This window comes from Brevibacillus laterosporus LMG 15441, assembly GCF_000219535.2.
Classification (GTDB): domain Bacteria; phylum Bacillota; class Bacilli; order Brevibacillales; family Brevibacillaceae; genus Brevibacillus_B; species Brevibacillus_B halotolerans.
The window spans coordinates 4,877,067-4,898,045 of the sequence record NZ_CP007806.1 but is presented as its reverse complement, the minus strand read 5'-3'; the positions used below and the strand labels follow the sequence as shown (position 1 = coordinate 4,898,045).

Annotated in this window: 16 protein-coding genes; all 16 read left to right on the top strand. The window is 42.9% G+C overall.

The features are described 5' to 3' along the window. Positions 1-145: 145 nt before the first annotated feature. The 16 genes from speE (at position 146) to BRLA_RS21575 (ending at position 20,820) form a co-directional block, all read left to right on the top strand. Complete coding sequence (gene speE / locus BRLA_RS21650; protein WP_003342247.1) at positions 146-979, top strand: polyamine aminopropyltransferase; 834 nt, start codon at positions 146-148, stop codon at positions 977-979. Positions 980-991: 12 nt separating this feature from the next. Next, positions 992-1,861 carry an agmatinase gene (speB, locus tag BRLA_RS21645; RefSeq protein WP_003334197.1) on the top strand — a complete coding sequence of 290 codons (870 nt, stop codon included), beginning with the start codon at positions 992-994 and terminating at the stop codon, positions 1,859-1,861. 197 nt (positions 1,862-2,058) lie between these two features. Further along, positions 2,059-2,475, top strand: coding sequence for a YwiB family protein (locus tag BRLA_RS21640; protein WP_003334199.1), 417 nt, complete (start codon positions 2,059-2,061; stop codon positions 2,473-2,475). A 15-nt stretch (positions 2,476-2,490) separates the two neighbouring features. After that, positions 2,491-2,880, top strand: coding sequence for a hypothetical protein (locus BRLA_RS21635; protein WP_003334200.1), 390 nt, complete (start codon positions 2,491-2,493; stop codon positions 2,878-2,880). A 112-nt stretch (positions 2,881-2,992) separates the two neighbouring features. Further along, the gene (locus tag BRLA_RS21630) at positions 2,993-4,426 is read left to right on the top strand and encodes a sigma-54 interaction domain-containing protein (RefSeq protein WP_041752704.1); all 1,434 of its coding nucleotides are present in this window, start codon (positions 2,993-2,995) and stop codon (positions 4,424-4,426) included. A 241-nt stretch (positions 4,427-4,667) separates the two neighbouring features. After that, entirely contained in the window at positions 4,668-6,032 is a 1,365-nt protein-coding gene (gene ablA, locus BRLA_RS21625; RefSeq protein WP_003334203.1) for a lysine 2,3-aminomutase, read from the top strand. 341 nt (positions 6,033-6,373) lie between these two features. Continuing rightward, complete coding sequence (locus BRLA_RS21620) at positions 6,374-8,458, top strand: (Fe-S)-binding protein (RefSeq protein ID WP_003334204.1); 2,085 nt, start codon at positions 6,374-6,376, stop codon at positions 8,456-8,458. A gap of 160 nt (positions 8,459-8,618) precedes the next feature. Continuing rightward, positions 8,619-9,806: an acetyl-CoA C-acetyltransferase gene (locus BRLA_RS21615; RefSeq protein ID WP_003334205.1), complete on the top strand. Its 1,188-nt coding sequence runs from the start codon at positions 8,619-8,621 to the stop codon at positions 9,804-9,806. An 82-nt stretch (positions 9,807-9,888) separates the two neighbouring features. Then, entirely contained in the window at positions 9,889-10,740 is an 852-nt protein-coding gene (locus BRLA_RS21610; protein WP_003334206.1) for a 3-hydroxybutyryl-CoA dehydrogenase, read from the top strand. Between the two features lie 68 nt (positions 10,741-10,808). After that, the gene (locus BRLA_RS21605) at positions 10,809-11,951 is read left to right on the top strand and encodes an acyl-CoA dehydrogenase (protein WP_003334207.1); all 1,143 of its coding nucleotides are present in this window, start codon (positions 10,809-10,811) and stop codon (positions 11,949-11,951) included. A gap of 29 nt (positions 11,952-11,980) precedes the next feature. After that, positions 11,981-13,123, top strand: coding sequence for an acyl-CoA dehydrogenase (locus BRLA_RS21600; protein WP_003334208.1), 1,143 nt, complete (start codon positions 11,981-11,983; stop codon positions 13,121-13,123). A 12-nt stretch (positions 13,124-13,135) separates the two neighbouring features. Beyond that, on the top strand, positions 13,136-14,077 hold the full coding sequence (gene meaB / locus BRLA_RS21595; RefSeq protein WP_003334209.1) for a methylmalonyl Co-A mutase-associated GTPase MeaB: 942 nt from the start codon (positions 13,136-13,138) through the stop codon (positions 14,075-14,077). Between the two features lie 132 nt (positions 14,078-14,209). Further along, positions 14,210-14,842, top strand: coding sequence for a TetR/AcrR family transcriptional regulator (locus tag BRLA_RS21590; protein WP_003334210.1), 633 nt, complete (start codon positions 14,210-14,212; stop codon positions 14,840-14,842). A 32-nt stretch (positions 14,843-14,874) separates the two neighbouring features. After that, a complete protein-coding gene (icmF, locus tag BRLA_RS21585; RefSeq protein WP_003334211.1) occupies positions 14,875-18,120 on the top strand; it encodes a fused isobutyryl-CoA mutase/GTPase IcmF in 3,246 nt (1,081 codons plus the stop codon). A gap of 305 nt (positions 18,121-18,425) precedes the next feature. Further along, positions 18,426-18,980, top strand: coding sequence for a DNA-directed RNA polymerase subunit delta (rpoE, locus tag BRLA_RS21580; RefSeq protein ID WP_003334213.1), 555 nt, complete (start codon positions 18,426-18,428; stop codon positions 18,978-18,980). A 235-nt stretch (positions 18,981-19,215) separates the two neighbouring features. Beyond that, the gene (locus BRLA_RS21575; RefSeq protein ID WP_003334214.1) at positions 19,216-20,820 is read left to right on the top strand and encodes a CTP synthase; all 1,605 of its coding nucleotides are present in this window, start codon (positions 19,216-19,218) and stop codon (positions 20,818-20,820) included. The last annotated feature ends 159 nt before the right edge of the window (positions 20,821-20,979 follow it).

Genomic DNA, 20,979 nt, shown 5'->3' with positions numbered 1-20,979 from the left:
ATATCGGATAAAAAGACAAAAAATACTTGCTTTTTGGGGGGTACCCTCTATAATTCATTTTGTTGATGCATTATGTGATCTTCATTACATCGCCCATCAACATGAAATGATTCGGTTAAAAAGGAGGCTTCATTACATTATGAACATGGAACTATGGTACACTGAGAAGCAAACGGAAAATCACGGAATTACTACAAAGATCTCCGAGACTCTATATAGTGAGAAAACGGATTTTCAACAATTGGATATTATCCATACCAATCAATTTGGACGTATGCTTGTACTTGACGGTATGGTTATGACTACCGATGTTGATGAATTCGTTTACCATGAAATGATTACTCACATTGCTCTTAACACCCACCCTAATCCTAAAAAAGTATTAGTTGTGGGCGGAGGAGACGGAGGAGCTATTCGTGAAATCGTTAAGCATGCTTCCGTAGAAAAAGCTGTACTAGCTGAGATTGACGGCGGAGTTATTGAAGCCTCCAAAAAATATTTCCCAGAGATTGCGAAAGATTTAATGGGAAATCCGCGTGTCGATGTGCAAGTTATCGATGGAATTAAACATATTCATGATCACAAGGGTGAATATGATGTAATCATGGTTGACTCTACCGAACCAGTTGGTCCAGCAGTGGGACTGTTTGAAAAAGGCTTTTATCAGGGAATTGCCGATGCGCTAAAACCAGACGGAATCATGGTTGCTCAGACAGAATCACCTTGGTTCAATCGTGAATTGATCAAACGAGTATTTAAAGACCTATCGTCTATTTTCCCAGTGACTCGTTTGTATACAGCAAGCATTCCAACATACCCATCAGGTCTGTGGAGCTTTACCATTGCTTCCAAAAAATATGATCCATTAGAAGTAGATCCATCTACAATTAAAGACATGGATACCAAATACTATAACAAAGATATTCATAAAGCAGTGTTCCAGCTTCCTAACTTTGTAGCTGAACTGACTCGCGACTAGGGGGGTAGTGAGATGCGTTTTGATGAAGCTTATTCTGGCAACGTGTTTATTCGTAGTCATCAAAACTATGAGGAGAGCCAAGCAGTCATTTATGGCATGCCGATGGATTGGACAGTTAGCTTTCGTCCAGGCTCCCGTTTCGGCCCTTCACGTATTCGCGAGGTCTCTATTGGCTTAGAAGAATACAGTCCTTATTTGGACAGGCTATTAGAGGATGTGAAGTATTTTGATGCAGGGGACATTCCATTACCTTTTGGAAATGTAGAAGGCAGTCTCCAAGCTATTCGCGAGTTCGTTGCGAAAGTATTAGCGGATAATAAAATCCCTGTAGGTATGGGCGGTGAACACTTGGTTACATGGCCAGTGATTCAAGCCATGCACGAGAAGTATAAGGACTTGGTTATCTTCCACTTTGATGCCCATACCGATCTTCGAGATAACTATGAGGGCTACGAGTACTCCCATTCAACGCCAATTAAAAAGGCGTGCAATTTGCTTGGAGGAAAAAACGTTTATTCGTTCGGAATCCGTAGCGGGATGAAGGAAGAGTTTGATTGGGCAAAGGAAAATATGCATTTATACAAATACGATGTATTGGAGCCTGTTAAGCAGGTGCTTCCTTCCATTGGAAATCGCCCTATCTACTTAACGATTGATATTGACGTGCTAGACCCTTCTGCTGCTCCTGGTACAGGTACAACAGAGGCTGGCGGCATCACATCTCGTGAATTACTAGATACGATTCATTTTATGGCTAACAACGGAGCCAATGTGGTCGGATTTGATTTAGTGGAAGTAGCACCTGTGTATGATCATAGTGAGATGACACAGATTGTTGCTTCTAAAATACTCCGTGAAATGATATTAAGCTTTGTAAAATAGTCGCTATTATCATTTGGATACTGGATATTACGTAGAAAAAGGCAAGGAGGCAGAGTGCTTTCTTGCCTTTTTCATTTTCTATACGAAATCGCTCTCGCTTGGTCAGAAAAATTGGAAGCGGGAAGGTAAACTATCCTATAATAAAGGGAAAGTAAACTAACAAATACTACAGTGACAAATAAAAGTGAGGTCTCGGAATGCAAGAGGTTCAATTATCGTTATCAATCATACAAAAGGCAGAAGGTCAAATCGACAAGACAGATTTACAAATGTCGGGTAAAGCATCCCTGCGTAATTCTTCTTGGTTTCTGCATTATAAAGAAGAGATAGAGGGAGCGGGAGAGGTCTCCAATATTGTTCGGATTAACCCAGATAGCACACAATTACTACGTCAAGGTAGCCTGCAAATGAAGCAAATATTTGAAAAGGGAAAAGGGACAGATAGCCTATATAGCAGTCCCTATGGAAATATGCAAATGCATACCCACACTCGAACATATAAAGTCACGTATCAAAGTGAGAAGCCTGTTCAGGTGTTGATTGCCTATCAATTGTGGCTAAGTGGACAATATGTTGGAGAATTCGAATGGGACATGAAAATTGCATGGGAGTAGAAAGGGGCAGTGTGTATGGTTTTTTCCCTCATTAATGGGCTATTTTCTGGCTTGTTGTTATCAGCTTTTCTGGCAATTGGAGATGGATTGTTTCAAACAAGCACATTTCAGGTATTATTAGATATTACTTATATTCCAGGGATGGAAAATACCCCTCCCTTACTAGCCTATCTCATTCATTTGGTGATTTCGGTTATCGTTGCCTTTGCGTTTATTTACTTTTATCCAAAGGGAAACGGGAAAAAGATTGTCATCTATGTAACCCTGTGGAATGTGGCATTTCTGATTCTATTCTTTCCCTTTACGTATCTAAGTCAAGGTGTTTATTCAGCAAGTAATATCTTGTTGTGGTTTTTTGGTCATTTGTTGTATACGGTATTTTTAACGTATCAAATTGAGCGATAGAGAGCAGCTTTTGTAGATGCGTAGTGCCGGTTTTTTAGCACAGTGACTAGTTTTTGGCAGTCTGATTAGGAGGGATGTTGTGAGTACATTACCAAAATCGGAGACAGTGGAGATGTTAAGCGCAATTTTAGGAGCAATTGATGAAGGCATCCATGTGGTTGACGCTCAGGGTATTACGATCATGTACAATCACATCGCTGCCAGACTGGATGGGTTAACGCAAGAGGAGGTGCTGGGTAAACCGTTGTTGCAAGTCTTTCCTTCCTTAGATAGCGAATCCAGCACCTTGTTAAATGTCATCCAAACCGGAAAGCCCATGTATAATCGCACGCAACGCTATACCAATTGGCGAGGCGTACAGGTGGAAACAATCAACACTACGTTACCAGTTCGTGTAGACGATCGGCTCGTTGGCGCAGTTGAGGTAGCTAAAGATATGAAGAAACTAAGGGAGCTGTCGGAGCAGCTAGTGGACCTACAGGTTCAAGTCCAAAGTGGACGAAAAAAGCAAGTGAAGCCACTTGTGTCCGATCAGGTGTTTTATGAATTCTCGGATATCTTAACGCATAACCCCGAGCTGAAGCGGGTGAAACAGATAGCGTTAAAAGCTGCGCGGACCACCTCACCAATACTGATTTATGGAGAAACAGGGACAGGTAAAGAGTTGCTGGTACAATCGATCCATCGAGCATCCCCGCGAAGGAAGCGTCCGTTTATTGCCCAAAACTGTGCTGCCTTACCCGCCTCCCTATTAGAAGGAATTCTCTTCGGTACAACTAAGGGGAGCTTTACCGGAGCAGATGATCGTCCAGGTTTGTTTGAAGTAGCCAATGGGGGTACGTTATTCCTAGATGAAATAAACAGTATGCCACTTGAGCTACAAGCTAAATTATTGCGTGTATTACAGGATGGTCAGATACGAAGAGTAGGCGGAACGGGATCATTGCAGGTAGATGTGAGAGTGATTGCGGCTACCAATGAAGTGCCAGAAAAAGTGGTGGAAAGCAAAGGATTGCGAGCTGACCTATATTATCGCTTAAATGTTGTATCCTTTTGGCTTCCACCATTGCACAAACGCCCAGAGGATTTGCCCCTTTTAGTAGAGCATTTTGTGCAGAAGTATAACAATATGTTTGAGCTACAGGTGAAAGGCTTGGATCAAGAGGTATGGACTTTATTCAAGCGATGTACGTGGCCGGGTAACATTCGGGAGCTAGAGCATATGATTGAAGCTGCCATGAATGTTACTGAAGGCGAATGGATTACAGTTGAAGACCTTCCTTTATCCTTTTTGAAAAGAATGAATGAGCTGGGAGTGGTATCTCAGGAAAGTGAAAGCGGATTCACTATGAAAACCTCAATTCCTATGGATGGGACCTTACGAGATGTTCTAAGACAAACAGAAAAGCATTTCATTCAAATGGCATTGGAGCAAACGAAAGGAAATATTCTGCAAGCCGCAAAACAATTAGGAATTCCTCGACAAACCCTACAGTATAAATTGGCCCAACAAAAAGAGAAACCAGATGATAAGAAGTCAGATTGACTTGGATTACAAATCATTCAACCCGACCTTGCCGAAAAGCTGGCACAATAAATAATCCGGTAAAGTGGCTGTAGGCAAACAAAACGTGCCCAAAACGCTTAAAAGCCTGCAAATACACTGCAAATATCACCTAATTCTGAAAATATTAAATATTCTATCGTAATTGGCATCCTCCTTGCATGATGTAAATCATGAAGCTTCAAAAGGTTTTGTTCATGTAAATATGCAGGGGGGATTATAAATGACATTAGCCGTTCGTAAATTGCGTGATTGGCGGGACGTGGAATTATGGAAAGACGTAACCGAGGAACAATGGAACGATTGGATGTGGCAGTTAACCCACACGATTAAAAACGTAGATGACTTAAAAAAGGTAATCAATTTAACTCCTGAGGAAGAAGAGGGAGTACGAATTTCCAACCAGACCATTCCGTTAAATATCACACCTTACTATGCTTTGCTAATGGATGAGAACGATCCAAAGGACCCGGTTCGTTTACAATCTGTCCCTTTATCTCACGAAATGGTTCGCACGCAGTACGATATGGAAGACCCGTTGCATGAGGATGAGGATTCGCCTGTTCCTGGTCTGACTCATCGCTACCCCGATCGCGTTTTATTTTTAGTAACAAACCAATGCTCTATGTATTGTCGTTACTGTACGCGCCGTCGTTTTTCTGGACAAATCGGCATGGGGGTACCTAAAAAACAATTAGATGCCTGTTTAGATTATATCCGTAACACCCCAGAGGTACGCGATGTGCTTTTGTCCGGTGGAGATGCTCTACTAATTAATGACCGTGTATTGGAATACGTAATAAAAAGTCTGCGAGAAATTCCTCATGTAGAGATCATTCGGATTGGAACGCGAGCACCTGTCGTTTTCCCACAACGCATCACGGAGAATTTGTGCGAGATCCTGAAGAAATATCATCCTGTTTGGCTCAATACACATTTTAATCATCCCAAAGAAATTACCGAGGAAGCAAAAAGAGCTTGTGAAATGCTTTCGTATGCCGGTGTCCCGCTTGGTAATCAGTCGGTTATTCTTGCTGGAGTTAATGACGATCCATATACGATGAAGCAATTAATGCAAGATCTGGTTAAAATCCGCGTACGTCCATATTATATCTATCAATGTGACCTGTCAGAAGGCATTGGTCATTTCCGAGCACCAATATCTAAGGGCTTAGAAATCATGGAATACTTACGCGGGCATACCTCAGGATATGCAGTACCTACTTTTGTGGTAGATGCCCCGCATGGTGGCGGCAAGATTCCGGTAATGCCAAACTATATCATTTCTCAATCGGCTGACAAAGTCATTCTACGTAATTTTGAAGGCGTCATTACTGCCTACCCTGAACCGCAAAATTACAAGGCACCCGATCTATCAAACAACGAATATTATCAGGCCGAGAGAGGAAAAGCAGTAGGTATTGCAGCCTTAATGGAAGATTTAGCAGACAATTTGGAGCCAGCAGGGCTACAGCGTAATAAACGGATTGAGGCCACCAAGGTCAAGTCACTTGCAGATGTGCGTAAGGAGCAAAGTGAGGTGAAAAAGCAAAAAGAGCGTGCTAGAATAAGTGAAAAAGAGGCATAGGAATGTCTGAGCAGGGTCTTTCGCCTTTCGGTGATTAAGTAGGACTTCGGGAATGGAAGTGTTACTTATGACGGTGAGCGAGAAGGCCCCTTTTTTGTGCTTGTAGCTAACTGATTACTCAATCTTTACGGTAGACAAATGAGTATGATATGATCAAAAAGAAAAATGAGCGACCACTCAGATGAACAGCGCGATTATTTTTACAAAATTTTTTGGGTAGAAATGTAAATTTTGAATGAATAGTCATTCATTTTTTCTGATACTTCTGATAAGATAAAACAAAAGAAAAAATTTACCATCAAATATAACTACAATAAGTAAAAGAAAGGGAGCTGGAAGATATGGAAATCCTACCACTATTAAATTTAATTGCCTTCTTCCTTGTGCTGGCTTATGGGCTATATCTTGTAGCGCATTTGTTGTACAGCAGGTATCTGTTTATCAAATTGGGAAAAAAGCCGGATACCAAGGATGACTTTAAGACCCGCCTGAACTTGATCCTTCAGAACGTTTTTTTGCAAAAGAAGCTCTTAAAGGACAAAAAGAGCGGTATTATGCACATTGTTCTCTTTTATGGCTTTATTATTTTGCAATTTGGTGCCATTGAACTTATTTTAAAGGGACTTATTATTGGGTATGAATTACCGTTTGGTAGCGCCCACAAGTACTTTAGCCTAATGCAGGAAATCACTGCTATGCTGATCCTTTTAGCTATCGGTTATGCTTATTATCGGCGGTATATTGAGAAACTAAAGCGTTTAAAGCGAGGCTTGAAATCAGGTTTAGTTATTATCTTTATCAGTTCGCTAATGGTGACCGTTCTTGGTTCACTAGCTTTCGAACAGCTATGGCTAGGTCATGAGGGCTCCATCTTTGCTCCCTTCTCGTCAGCTATTGCCTTTGTATTTTCAGGGATCGGTGAAACCGCGGCAGCCGCTTTATTCTTCTTTTTCTGGTGGGCGCATTTGCTCGTTTTGCTGAGCTTTGCTGTCTATGTACCACAATCCAAGCATGCTCACTTGATCTTTGCTCCCTTTAACGTTTGGTATAAAAAGCTAGAACCGCCTGGTAAGCTGTCTACCATTAACTTTGAAGATGAGACTCAGGAAGTTTTCGGAAATGGGAAGATTGAGGACTTTACCCAAACACAACTCATTGACTTATATGCCTGTGTTGAGTGTGGACGCTGTACTAATATGTGTCCGGCCTCTGGAACTGGCAAAATGCTCTCTCCTATGGATATTATCGTGAAAATGCGCGACCATTTGACTGAGAAAGGGGCAAGTGTTACTTCACGTACACCTTGGATGCCTACTTTTGCATTTCCTAACACAAAGGCTAACCAAATCGCTCTGCAGGCTGGTGAAGTAGCAGCGACTGCTGAAGGGGCCGCTGCTGTAGAAAATGTATATGATAAGGCATTGATAGGCGATGTGATTACCGAGCAGGAGCTGTGGGCATGTACAACCTGTCGTAACTGTGAAGACCAGTGTCCCGTGATGAACGAGCATGTTGACAAAATCATTGACATGCGCCGTTATCTCGTGATGACAGAAGGGAGCATGCCGCAAGAAGCTCAGCGTGCATTAAATAATATCGAACGCCAGGGTAACCCGTGGGGAATTAACCGTAAAGACCGCATGAAATGGATGGAGGGTCTGGATGAAGCCTATACAGTACCTACAGTAAAAACAGCAGAGGATTTTGAATATCTGTTTTGGGTAGGGGCTATGGGTTCCTTTGATAACCGCAGTATGAAGATTACGCATGCCTTTATTAAGCTGATGCACGAAGCAGGCATTAAGTTCGCCATTCTTGGCAATGAAGAAAAAAATTCAGGCGACACAGCTCGCCGTATCGGTAACGAATTTTTGTTTCAACAATTAGCGCAAGAAAACATTGCTTTATTTGAAGGCTACGATGTTAAGAAGATTGTGACCTGTGATCCGCATGCGTTTAATACCTTTAAGAATGAATATCCTGAGTTTGGTTTGCAAGCAGAGGTATATCATCATTCTGAGCTATTAGTTCAATGGATCGAGGAGGGGCGTCTTACACCGAAGAAAGAAGTGAAGGAACGTATTACGTATCATGATTCATGCTATTTGGGGCGATATAACAATATCTATGATATGCCTCGCCAGATTTTGCAACAAATTCCGGGTGTGGAGATTGTAGAGATGAAACGAAGCCAATGTGACAGCATGTGCTGTGGCGCTGGTGGCGGATTGATGTGGATGGAAGAACATGAAGGTACCCGTGTTAATGTCGCACGCACAGAGCAGGCCTTAGAGGTTAATCCAACAGAAATTGCAAGTGCTTGTCCATATTGTCTAACGATGATGGATGATGGATTAAAAATGAAAGAGGCGGAAGAACAAGTGAAAGCGAGAGATATCGCTGAAATCTTAGCCGATGCTTTGTAAGAAGTAACAGGATGAGCGGTGGTCAAAGGACCGCCGCTTATTGTCATAATAAATTGACTAATTCGAATAGAATGTGCAAAATAAAGATAACAAAGTGAGCGACCGCTCGATCAATGCTTATGTTTACTGATTAGATACATAAGAAAAGGGAGGAATTGCTTTGAACACAGTTATAGTTGGAACGGCTCGAACACCTTTTGGAAAGTTCAATGGCGCATTAAAGGAAGTGCCTGCTGTAGAACTGGGAGCATTGGCAATTAGAGAAGCGCTGAGTAGAGCTAAGGTTGATCCCTTATCAGTTGATAAGGTCATCATGGGGATGGTCGTGCAAGCGGGTGCTGGACAAATCCCCTCAAGGCAAGCTGCCAGAAAAGCTGGTCTCCCATGGGAAGTAACAAGCGAGACGATCAATAAGGTATGTGCGTCCGGGATGCGTTCCGTTGCCATGGCGGATCAAATCATACGTTGTCAGGATGCAGAGATTATAGTAGCTGGCGGAATGGAGAGCATGAGTAATGCTCCTTATGCAATGCCGCAAGCTAGAAATGGCTTTCGAATGGGCGATAATCTTGTGAGGGATTTAGTGTTATACGATGGGCTAACATGTGCATTTGATCAAGTTCCTATGGCTGTGCATGGGAGTAATGTGGCCGAAGAACACGGCATTACACGAGCAGAACAGGATGCATGGGCCTATCGCAGCCAGCAACGTGCGGCTAAAGCGAGGGAAGCAGGATATTTTGCTGAGGAAATTGTTCCGGTTCCCGTTCCCCAACGAAAAGGAGACCCACTGCTCGTCATGGAGGATGAAGCGATCCGAGCGGAAACAACCTTAGAAGGCTTGGCTAAATTAGCACCGGTATACAAAAAGGATGGGACGATTACAGCCGGTAATGCACCCGGACTTAATGATGGTGCTGGAGCGCTTGTGCTTATGTCGGAGCATAAAGCTAAGGAACTAGGGGCTAAGCCTTTAGCTACGATTCTAGGGCATGCGGAGGTTGCGGCAGAGGCTCCTTATATTGCTACTACACCTGGGCTTGCTATTCAAAAATTACTGCAAAAGACAGGAAAAAGCCTTGAGGAAATAGATTTATTTGAAGTAAACGAGGCATTCGCTGCGGTCACGCTTACAAGTGGAAAAATCGTTGGCTGGGATGAAGAGAAGGTGAACGTAAATGGCGGTGCGATTGCACTTGGTCATCCTATCGGCGCGAGCGGTGCAAGGATTATCATGACGCTTATTCATGAATTACAACGACGCGGCGGTGGATTAGGCATAGCGGCGATTTGCAGTGGAGCGGCTCAGGGAGATGCTATCTTAATACGTGTTGAGCCAGCCAGATAAGTAACTACTTCAATTTGATAGGGGATTTTAGGGTTTTTTACACGAAGCTGCATCATTTTTCAAAAGAAAAGGAGCAGGGTACATGAGCATTCAAACGATTATGGTTATAGGCGCAGGGCAGATGGGGAGCGGAATTGCTCAGGTGGCGGCACATGCCGGATTTCAAGTGATTTTACATGACCAATCTATGTCTTTTCTAGAACGTGGTTTAGGCAATATTGGTAAAAATTTAAATAGGCAAGTGGAAAAGGGCAAGCTGACTGAAGAAACAAAGGGAAAAATTCTCTCCCAGATATCCACTTCCACAGAGCTTACAAACGCTAGGGATGCGGATGTGGTTATAGAAGCTGTAGTAGAAAATATGCAGGTAAAAACCGAAATTTTTAAAAAATTGGATGAGATTTGCCAACCGCATGCCATCTTAGCCAGCAATACATCCTCTTTGCCTATTACAGAGATTGCAGCGGCTACAAATCGTCCTGAGCAGGTTATCGGCATGCATTTTATGAATCCTGTACCTGTGATGAAGCTAGTGGAAATGATTCGTGGCTTACAAACATCTGACGAGGTCTATCAAACAATCGAAGAACTGGCAAAACGACTGGATAAAATACCAGTTAGCTGCAAAGACTTCCCTGGTTTTATCTCAAATCGTGTATTAATGCCAATGATTAATGAAGCGATTTACTGTGTGTATGAAGGGGTAGCTACTCCAGAAGCAGTGGATGACATTATGAAACTGGGCATGAATCATCCGATGGGACCTATTACCTTAGCTGATTTTATTGGATTGGATACATGTCTCTACATTATGGAAGTACTCTATGAAGGATTCGGGGATTCCAAATATCGCCCTTGTCCGTTATTACGCCAATATGTAAAGGCTGGCTGGTTAGGCCGCAAGTCAGGAAGAGGATTCTATGTGTACACCTAACCTGATCGTGCATGGAGCGCCATATATGTAGGGGCAACGAGAAATTTACAAAAGGAAGGATTTTGTGTATGGAGCTTCATTTTACAGAAGAACAGCTCATGATGCGAAAGATGGTAAGTGATTTTGCCAAAAAAGAAATTGCGCCATTTGTTGCTCATATGGAAGAAACGGAAGAATTTCCGCGTCCATTACTAACAAAAATGGCACAGCTAGGCTTAATGGGGATTCCAATACCCGAAGAGTGGGGCGGCTCTGATTCTAATTTTATTTCGTATGTAATTACGATTCATGAGATTTCGAAAATAAGTGCGACTATAGGGGTAATTCTCTCGGTTCACACTTCTGTAGGCACGACTCCTATTTTGTACTACGGAAATGAGGAGCAAAAGAAAAAATATGTTCCGAAGCTGGCAAGTGGAGAATATTTGGGCGCATTTGCTCTGACAGAGCCTCAAGCAGGTTCTGATGCCGGACGTATTCGAACCTCTGCTATACGACAAGGGGATCATTACGTATTAAATGGCAGCAAAATTTTTATAACCAATGGTGGCGAAGCAGATACGTACATAACATTTGCCGTGACAGATGCTACTCAAGGAACACACGGAATTTCTGCTTTTATTGTAGAAAAAAATACCCCAGGCTTTACGGTGGGAAAAAAGGAAAAGAAGATGGGACTCCATGGATCCAATACAACGGAGCTCATTTTTGAGAATGCAATTGTTCCGATAGAAAATCTACTAGGCGAGGAAGGAAGAGGCTTCGCCATAGCTCTGTCTAATCTGGACGTGGGGCGAATCGGTATAGCGGCTCAAGCTTTGGGTATTGCTGAAGCGGCTTTAGAGTATTCCATTCAATATGCGAAGGAACGTGAGCAATTTGGCTCTCCGATTGGAAATCAGCAAGCGGTGGCTTTTAAGCTGGCAGATATGGCTACGCAGGTGGAGGCGGCTCGATTGCTTGTATATCGTGCAGCCTTTTTGCGCCAGGAGGGTCAACCATGCGGGCTGGAAGCATCCATTGCCAAAAAGTTTGCCTCGGATGTTGCTATGAAAGCAGCGATAGAGGCTGTACAGATTTATGGAGGATATGGCTACACAAGGGAATATCCAGTAGAGCGTTTGTTCAGAGATGCAAAAATCACGCAAATTTATGAAGGAACATCAGAAATTCAACAACTAGTCATTTCTAAGCATTTGCTTACTAAATAGAACAACAACAAACAGGGAGTGTGGAACAGATGGACTTTCGTCTTAATGAAGAACAGGAAATGCTACGTAAAATGATTCGAGAATTCGCTGAGGAGCACATAGCGCCAACTGCGGCAGAACGCGATGAAGAAGAGCGATTTGACCGCTCTATCTTCGAACAAATGGCAGAGTTAGGGCTTACGGGAATTCCGTGGGATGAGAAATATGGCGGGGCTGGAGCTGACTACCTAAGCTATGTCCTTGCTGTTGAAGAGCTATCAAGAGTAGATGCATCTATTGGTGTCACCCTCTCTGCACACGTCTCCTTAGCGAGCTGGCCGATCTATAAGTTTGGCACAGAAGAGCAAAAACAAACCTTCCTACGTCCGCTTGCAGAAGGTAAGAAAATGGGTGCATACTGTCTAACTGAAGCGGGGTCTGGCTCTGATTCAGCAGGAATGCGTACAACCGCTGTACGGGATGGGGATCATTATATCCTTAATGGAAATAAAATTTTTATCACAAATGCTGGCGAAGCTGAAACTTATATTGTTTTTGCGGTAACGAATCCTGATTTAAAACATAAGGGTGTAACAGCCTTCCTGTTAGAAAAAGATATGCCTGGCTTCTCAATGGGGAAAAAGGAGAAGAAGCTAGGAATTCGTTCCTCCCTCACATTAGAAGTGATTATGGAGGATGTACGTGTACCGGTAGCTAATCGTTTAGGCGAAGAGGGGCAAGGCTTTAAAATTGCGATGATGACACTAGACGGTGGACGAAACGGTATTGCCGCTCAGGCGCTAGGAATTGCTCAGGGTGCGTTTGAACATGCCCTAAGCTATGCGAAGGAACGCATTCAATTTGGCAAACCGATTGCTGCATTGCAGGCCATTCAGTTCAAATTGGCAGATATGGCTACCCAGATTGAGGCGGCACGATTGCTAACCTATCAAGCGGCTTGGTTAGAAGATAAAGGCCTGCCGTATGGAAAAGCGTCAGCTATGTCCAAGGTGTTTGCCGGCGACATTGCCATGCAAGTAACGACAGAAGCAGTGCAGGTGTTTGGAGGATATGGCTATACGCGCGAATATCCAGTAGAAAGATTTATGCGTGATGCAAAAATTACGCAGATTTATGAAGGAACAAATGAAATACAGCGTGTGGTTATCAGCAACCTGCTGTTAAAAGAGTAGGAGCTGACCTAATTGCATCCGATAACCAAGCGAATACTGGCAGGAGATGTTCGCGCGGCTGCCAGAGCAATTACCTGGATTGAAGATGGCTTTCCTGAAAAGGGGCAGGTGCTACAGGAAATTTTCCCCCATACTGGTAAGGCACGACTGATTGGGTTAACTGGTTCCCCAGGAGCAGGTAAGAGTTCATTAGTAGATGCATTGATTACTTATTTACGTTCACAGCAGATATCAGTCGGGGTCATTGCAGTAGACCCCACTAGTCCGTTTACCGGTGGAGCCCTGCTAGGAGATCGCATTCGGATGCAGCATCATGCTCCTGACCGAGGCGTCTTTATCAGAAGCATGGGAACCCGGGGAAATTTAGGTGGTTTATCACGCAATACCAAAGAAGCAGTACGTGTGCTGGATGCATATGGCTGTGAAGTCATTATTGTTGAGACAGTCGGGGTTGGACAGTCTGAGCTGGACATTATGAAAATCGTTGATACAGTCGCTGTTGTACTAAATCCCGGAAGTGGGGATACTGTTCAGGCATTTAAAGCTGGCATTATGGAAATTGCTGATCTCTTTGTCATTAACAAAGCAGATTTGCCTGGTCTGGATAAATTACTCACAGAGATTGAACAGATGATAGAGATTGTAAAGCATGATGCAAGCTGGCAACCTCCTCTAATTCGTACAATTGCAACTGACCGAGTGGGGATACCTGATTTGTGGCAAGCTATCCTTGCACATGAGAGGTTTCTGATGGAATCGGGTGAAGGGGAGAAGCGCAGATCATATCACTTACATGAAGAGGTAATAGAGTTAGTGAACCAAAATCTTTCTCGTGTCATGCTACAAAGAATGGAACAGGGAGCATTTGCTGACGAGCTAGTTGAGGTAGCGAACAGAAGGGTAGACCCTTATCACGCAGCAGAAAAAATGGTACGTATTTTTTTACAACGATGACTTATGGTGGCGTTTTTGTTACAAGTCTGGCACGATTAGCCGCAAAAAGAGGATTGTAGCATAAATTGTGGATTAGTATAATGGGGAGAAACCAGAGACGTTTAGTCAAATTGGTGAAAGGTGGCTTATTTCGTGCAAGAACGTAAGAAAGTAATCCCGTCCTTGGTGAAGGACCCAAAACTAATCGAAAAACGGCGTGAACAAATCATTGAAGCGGCCGTTGACCTATTTATACACAAAGGTTTCCACAAAACGACTACGCGGGAAATTGCTCGTGCCTCTGGCTTTAGCATTGGAACGCTATATGAGTACATTGAGTCCAAAGAGGATATTTTATATTTGGTTTGCGACTCTATTCATAATGAAATGGAAGAAAGACTGCGTGAAGCGATTACCTACAATGGTTCTGGTCTCAAAAGCCTTAAGCTCGCGTTGAAAAGCCTAATTCGCGTTATGGATCAGGTGAACGATCGTGTGCTATTAATCTATCAAGAAACCAAGTCGTTGCCACATGAAGCGATGACGTATGTGTTACGTCGAGAAGAGTCTATCACAGGGATTTTTGAAGAGATTCTGCATAAGGGAATGGAAGATGGTTCCATTCGGACTGATGAGCGCTATGTGAAGCTTATGGCTAACAACATCATGGTACTAGCGGAAATGTGGGTGTTCCGACGCTGGACACTTGGCAAAAGCTATACCTTGGACGAATACATCGAGAAACAGACTGAATTGCTTCTGCGGGATATCAGCGGACACGAATAGAGCCATCCCATAGATAAGGGGAGGCTGTCAAGGTGATAACAGAGGTCTATCGTCCGACAAATAAAGTACGTTTTGTAACAGCAGCGAGTCTCTATGACGGACATGATGCTTCCATAAATATTATGCGTCGAATTTTGCAATCCACTGGAGCGGAAGTGATTCATCTAGGTCACAACCGCTCTGTCATGGAGATTGTCGATGCTGCCATTCAGGAGGATGTTCAGGGAATCGCCATTAGCTCATATCAAGGTGGGCATGTCGAGTTTTTTAAATATATCATTGATTTGCTACAAGAGCGTGGTGCCGATCATATTCGCGTGTATGGCGGAGGTGGTGGCGTTATCGTCCCCCGTGAAATTCGCGAATTGGAGGAATATGGTGTAGCTAAGCTGTTTTCACCAGATGACGGCAGGGAACTTGGGCTTCAAGGCATGATTAACCTGATGATTCGAGAATGTGACTTTCCGACAGTAGCTTCCCTGCAAGCGGAAGTGGAGTTGTTACAGGAAAAGAATATTCAAGCGGTTGCTCGTCTGATTACACTGGCAGAGTATGATGTGACTGATAAGAAATGGTTCCTGCAGGTTAGAGATACGCTAGCTGGTTTCACTAATAATGTGCCGGTCGTGGGTATTACAGGCACAGGTGGAGCAGGGAAAAGCTCGTTAACAGATGAGTTAGTTCGTCGTTTTTTATATACGTACCCTGACAAAACCATTGCTATTCTGTCGATAGATCCGTCTAAACAGAAAACGGGCGGAGCTCTTCTGGGTGACCGCATTCGAATGAACGCAAATAACACATCCCGTGTTTATATGCGTAGTTTAGCGACTAGACAATCTGGATCAGAGCTGTCTCTTGCCCTTCAAGATGCGATTCAGGTAGCTAAGGCAGCCTGCTTTGATCTAGTCATCGTGGAAACAAGCGGGATTGGACAAGGGGATGCTCGCATTAGTGAGCTTTGTGATTTGTCACTGTATGTGATGACGAGTGAGTTCGGTGCGCCTTCTCAGCTAGAAAAAATTGATATGCTTGATTTTGCTGAATTGGTGTCCATTAATAAATTTGAGCGTAAAGGCTCAGAGGATGCTTTACGAGAAGTGAGAAAGCAGTACCGTCGCAATCATCAATTATTTGACGTAGAAGATGAACAGCTACCGATTTATGGCACGATTGCAAGTCAATTTAACGATCCAGGAACCAATGCTCTTTTTGCGGCTCTGATGCGAGCGGTCGTTCAGAAAAAGCAGCTTGACTGGGACGTTGAGCATCTAGACCCAACGCCCATTTTAGCCCATAAACCGCCGCTTATCCCGTCTGAAAAAATTACGTATCTTCAGGACATAGCTAATACGGTGCGGAATTATCACAAGTTTAGTGAAGAGCAGGCAGGTTATGCGCGTAAACTGTATCAGCTAGATGGAGCATACAAAGTTTTAGCAGAGCAGGGGGCAGACGAAGCCGTGCTTGCTCAATTAACCTCTCAAATTGCAGAATTTGAAGAGAAATTGCATCCCGAATTAAAAAAATGGTTGGAACACTGGCCCAAACAAAAGGAATTGTATAAACAGGATCAGTTCATCACGAAGATTCGCGATAAGGAAATAGTGACAAAGCTATTTTCTACATCACTTTCGGGATCACGGATTCCCAAGATTAGCACCCCAACCTTCCATGAGTGGGGGGATTTACTATCTTGGGCGATGAAAGAGAATGTCCCGGGGGAATTTCCCTATACGGCGGGTGTTTTTCCCTTTAAAAGGGAGGGAGAAGATCCGCGCAGACAATTTGCAGGAGAAGGATCGCCAGAGCGCACGAACAAACGATTCCATTTTCTATCTAAAAATGATGATGCAAAACGGTTAAGCACAGCATTTGATAGTGTGACCTTATATGGTCAAGACCCTCACGAGCGACCTGACATTTATGGGAAGATCGGAACCAGTGGGGTGAGTGTATGTACGTTGGATGATATGAAAAAGCTGTATGCGGGCTTTGATCTTTGTGCCCCTTCCACTTCTGTTTCCATGACAATCAACGGACCTGCACCAATGATTTTGGCTATGTTTTTAAATACGGCTATCGAACAACAGGTAGAGAATTTTGTAGAAAGAGAAGGGCGCCAACCTTCTACAGAAGAATATTTGCAAATTAAAGCCTTTACCTTATCAAACGTACGAGGAACAGTGCAAGCTGATATTTTAAAAGAAGATCAGGGGCAAAACACCTGCATTTTCTCTACGGAGTTCGCACTTCGCATGATGGGAGATATCCAGTCCTATTTTATTGAAAATAAAGTGCGTAATTACTATTCGGTTTCTATCTCAGGCTACCATATAGCTGAAGCAGGAGCGAACCCGATTACACAATTAGCTTTTACCCTTGCCAATGGATTTACGTATGTGGAGTATTATTTAAGCCGTGGCATGAAAATTGACGAATTTGCGCATAATTTGTCCTTCTTCTTCTCTAATGGACTTGATCCTGAATATACGGTAATAGGACGGGTAGCACGCAGGATTTGGGCAATCGCTATGAAGAATCGTTATGGTGCTAATGAGCGTAGCCAAAAGCTAAAGTATCACATCCAAACATCTGGGCGTTCTCTTCATGCCCAAGAAATGGACTTTAATGATATACGTACTACGCTACAAGCCCTGATTGCCATTTACGATAACTGCAATTCTTTGCACACCAATGCTTATGATGAAGCCATCACCACACCTACCGAAAATTCAGTGCGCAGGGCAATGGCCATCCAAATGATTATTAATAAAGAATTAGGGTTGGCCAAAAATGAAAACCCGTTGCAGGGTGCTTTTATCATTGAAGAACTGACTGACTTAGTAGAAGAAGCTGTATTGCAGGAATTTGAACGGTTAAGTATACGGGGTGGGGTCCTCGGAGCCATGGAAACACAATATCAACGCGGGAAAATTCAGGATGAGTCGATGTATTATGAGATGCGGAAACATTCTGGAGATTTGCCGATCATTGGAGTTAATACCTTCCTAAATCCAAACGCTTCTGAGGATGATTATGAAATTGAGCTTGCAAGGGCTACAGATGCAGAAAAGCAACAACAAATCGATAATGTGCGTGCCTTCCAGCAAAGACATGCTCAACAGATTCCTGAGGCATTGAAAAAGCTACAGGAGGTTGCATTAACAGGCGGAAATATATTCGCTGAATTGATGGAGTCGGTTAAAGTGGCTTCTCTTGGTCAAATTACAGCAGCATTGTATGAAGTGGGAGGACAATATCGACGCAATATGTAAGATGGATTATACCCCAGCTGGTAACATTTCCTCTGGGGTATTTCTTTTGCTTCATTCGTTTGCCATTTTAAAGACGTCTATTTGTGACAAAAGCCCAAGCAATCCCCACCTTTTTGTAAGCTCTCAGCAAGGCAGCTTGTGAGGAATCGTAGTGTGAAATATAATGTCAGCAAGACATGGGTTACAGATAAGATATGGAGTCGAAAAAAGCTTTTCTTTCCATAGGGTTTGAATCACTTGCATTTTCGGATAAAATAGGGAATACTGTATGATAGCCAAGTTTTGTTTGAAAGGACGTGCCTTGCTTGAGTAAATTACTTCAGCAATATAATGAAGAGAAGTTGCAAGAGATGGCGATGGTTGATATCGCTTATGAAATCCTAAGAGAAACAAATCGCCCTTATAATTTCCGTGAACTTATGAATGAAATTGCTATCTTGCGTAAGCTGACAGAAGAGCAATTGATGGCTGTCATTGCTCAAGTGTATACAGAAGTAAATATTGATGGTCGTTATGTATGTATTGGTGAGAATACATGGGGATTAAAACGTTGGTATGCAACGGAAGCAGTTGAAGAGAGCCAAGAAGGCGGAGTTAAAAAGAAAAAATCTGCTGTTGTTGACGACTTTGAAGACTTCGATATGGAAGACGATGATGTTGCTGAAGTATTTGAAGAGGAAGATGATATCGCCCTGTTTGAAGAGGAAGAGGAAGAATTTGTTGATGAGGACGATGTTGATTCAGAGGAAGACATTGAAGACATCGATGAAGACGAAGAAGATCTAGAAGATGAGGATCTTTTTGAAGATGACGAAGAAACCGAGGAAGAAGACGAAGAAGATCCTGATCTTGATAAGTAAGGATCTATCGACTTTAACGACTTTGTCCTTGACTTTCATTTCAGCCCATTATAAAATACTTTTTGGGCTTCACATGAAGATTTGTCATATATGAAAGAATAACAAACAAAAGCGCCCCTATTCAGCAGAGATGTTGGGATAGGACCCCGCTTTTGTTTTTTCTTTTTGTAGCACCCTACTTAATAACTGTTCATCAAAAATGTTGAAATAAGGGAAAAGAGGGGACGTAGGCAATATGGCGAAGTATATATTTGTTACAGGTGGGGTCGTTTCCTCGCTAGGTAAAGGGATTACAGCTGCTTCACTAGGACGGTTGCTAAAAAACAGAGGATGCAAGGTTACTATTCAAAAATTTGATCCATATATCAATGTTGACCCAGGAACAATGAGTCCATTTCAACATGGTGAGGTTTTTGTAACGGATGATGGTGCAGAAACCGATTTGGATCTTGGTCACTATGAGCGCTTTATTGATATTAACCTAAGCGCTAATTCCAATGTAACAACCGGTAAGATTTATTCTAGTGTTATTAGTAAAGAACGTCGTGGAGATTACTTGGGTGGAACTGTACAAGTTATTCCGCATATCACAAATGAAATTAAAGAGCGAGTATTCCGTGCTGGTCGTGAAACGAATGCAGATGTTGTTATCACGGAAATTGGTGGAACAGTAGGGGACATCGAGAGCTTGCCTTTCCTTGAAGCAATTCGCCAAATCAAGAGTGATGTAGGTGTCTCTAACGTCATGTATATCCACGTAACCTTGATTCCGTACATTCGTGCAGCCGGTGAAATGAAAACAAAGCCAACGCAGCATAGCGTAAAAGAATTACGTAGCTTGGGAATTCAGCCAAATGTGATTGTCACGAGAACAGAACAGCCGCTGTCTCAAGATATGAAGGACAAGCTTGCTCTATTCTGCGATATTGATAAAAATGCTGTAATTGAGTGCCGCGATGCAGATACGTTGTATGAAGTGCCACTAATGCTGCAAGAGCAAGGCTTAGATGATTATGTATGCAAACACTTTGGACTGTCTTGCCCTCAGGCAGATATGACAGAGTGGAGTGTACTTGTTGATAAGGTGAAGAGCTTACAGCATAGAACCCGTATTGCGATTGTAGGTAAATATGTTGAGTTACATGACGCTTATCTGTCAGTAGCTGAAGCACTTTACCATGCAGGGTTTGCTAATGATACCGATATTGAAATCAAATGGGTTAATTCTGAAGAGGTTACAGATGAAAATGTAGCTGAAGTTTTAGGTGATGTTCATGGTATCTTAGTTCCAGGTGGTTTTGGGGATCGTGGGATTGAAGGGAAGATTGCTGCAACTCGCTTCGCACGTGAGAACAAGGTTCCATTCTTTGGAATTTGCTTAGGGATGCAAGTGGCAGTTATTGAATATTCTCGTCATATGCTAAACCTAGCTGGTGCGAACAGCTCAGAAATTGATCCTTCCACTAGCTATCCTGTTATTGATCTATTGCCTGAACAGAAGGATATTGAGGATAAAGGCGGCACTATGCGTCTTGGCCTTGGACCAACTAAAGCAAAAGAAGGAACAATGGCAGCACAAGCGTATGGTAGCACATTGATTTATGAGCGCCACCGCCATCGTTATGAAGTAAATAATGAATACCGCGATCAACTCGAAAAAGCAGGCTTGGTGATTTCTGGTACGACACCAGACGGTAAATTAGTAGAGATGGTTGAGTTAAAGGATCATCCATGGTTCTTAGCTGCGCAGTTCCATCCAGAATTTACTTCTCGTCCGAATCGTCCTCAGCCGTTATTCCGTGAATTCGTGAAAGCTGCTTTGCACTCTCATCAATCATAAATAAAGAATACCAATAGCTTAAAAATAGCCAAAGGCTGTCGAGTTTCTCGACAGTCTTTTTTTGTTACAAGCTAGAAAGCCTGCTGTAGCAAGAGAAGAGCTTCCATCATGACAAAACCGTGAGCAATGTTAAAAGTAACGAAATTTTGGGATTTTATG

Bases quoted from the DNA above. Each gene is read 5' to 3' on its own strand.
- speE (WP_003342247.1), top strand. From the start codon at position 146: ATGGAACTATGGTACACTGAGAAGCAAACGGAAAATCACGGAATTACT.
- speB (WP_003334197.1), top strand. From the start codon at position 992: ATGCGTTTTGATGAAGCTTATTCTGGCAACGTGTTTATTCGTAGTCAT.
- BRLA_RS21640 (WP_003334199.1), top strand. From the start codon at position 2,059: ATGCAAGAGGTTCAATTATCGTTATCAATCATACAAAAGGCAGAAGGT.
- BRLA_RS21635 (WP_003334200.1), top strand. From the start codon at position 2,491: ATGGTTTTTTCCCTCATTAATGGGCTATTTTCTGGCTTGTTGTTATCA.
- BRLA_RS21630 (WP_041752704.1), top strand. From the start codon at position 2,993: ATGTTAAGCGCAATTTTAGGAGCAATTGATGAAGGCATCCATGTGGTT.
- ablA (WP_003334203.1), top strand. From the start codon at position 4,668: ATGACATTAGCCGTTCGTAAATTGCGTGATTGGCGGGACGTGGAATTA.
- BRLA_RS21620 (WP_003334204.1), top strand. From the start codon at position 6,374: ATGGAAATCCTACCACTATTAAATTTAATTGCCTTCTTCCTTGTGCTG.
- BRLA_RS21610 (WP_003334206.1), top strand. From the start codon at position 9,889: ATGAGCATTCAAACGATTATGGTTATAGGCGCAGGGCAGATGGGGAGC.
- BRLA_RS21605 (WP_003334207.1), top strand. From the start codon at position 10,809: ATGGAGCTTCATTTTACAGAAGAACAGCTCATGATGCGAAAGATGGTA.
- BRLA_RS21600 (WP_003334208.1), top strand. From the start codon at position 11,981: ATGGACTTTCGTCTTAATGAAGAACAGGAAATGCTACGTAAAATGATT.
- BRLA_RS21575 (WP_003334214.1), top strand. From the start codon at position 19,216: ATGGCGAAGTATATATTTGTTACAGGTGGGGTCGTTTCCTCGCTAGGT.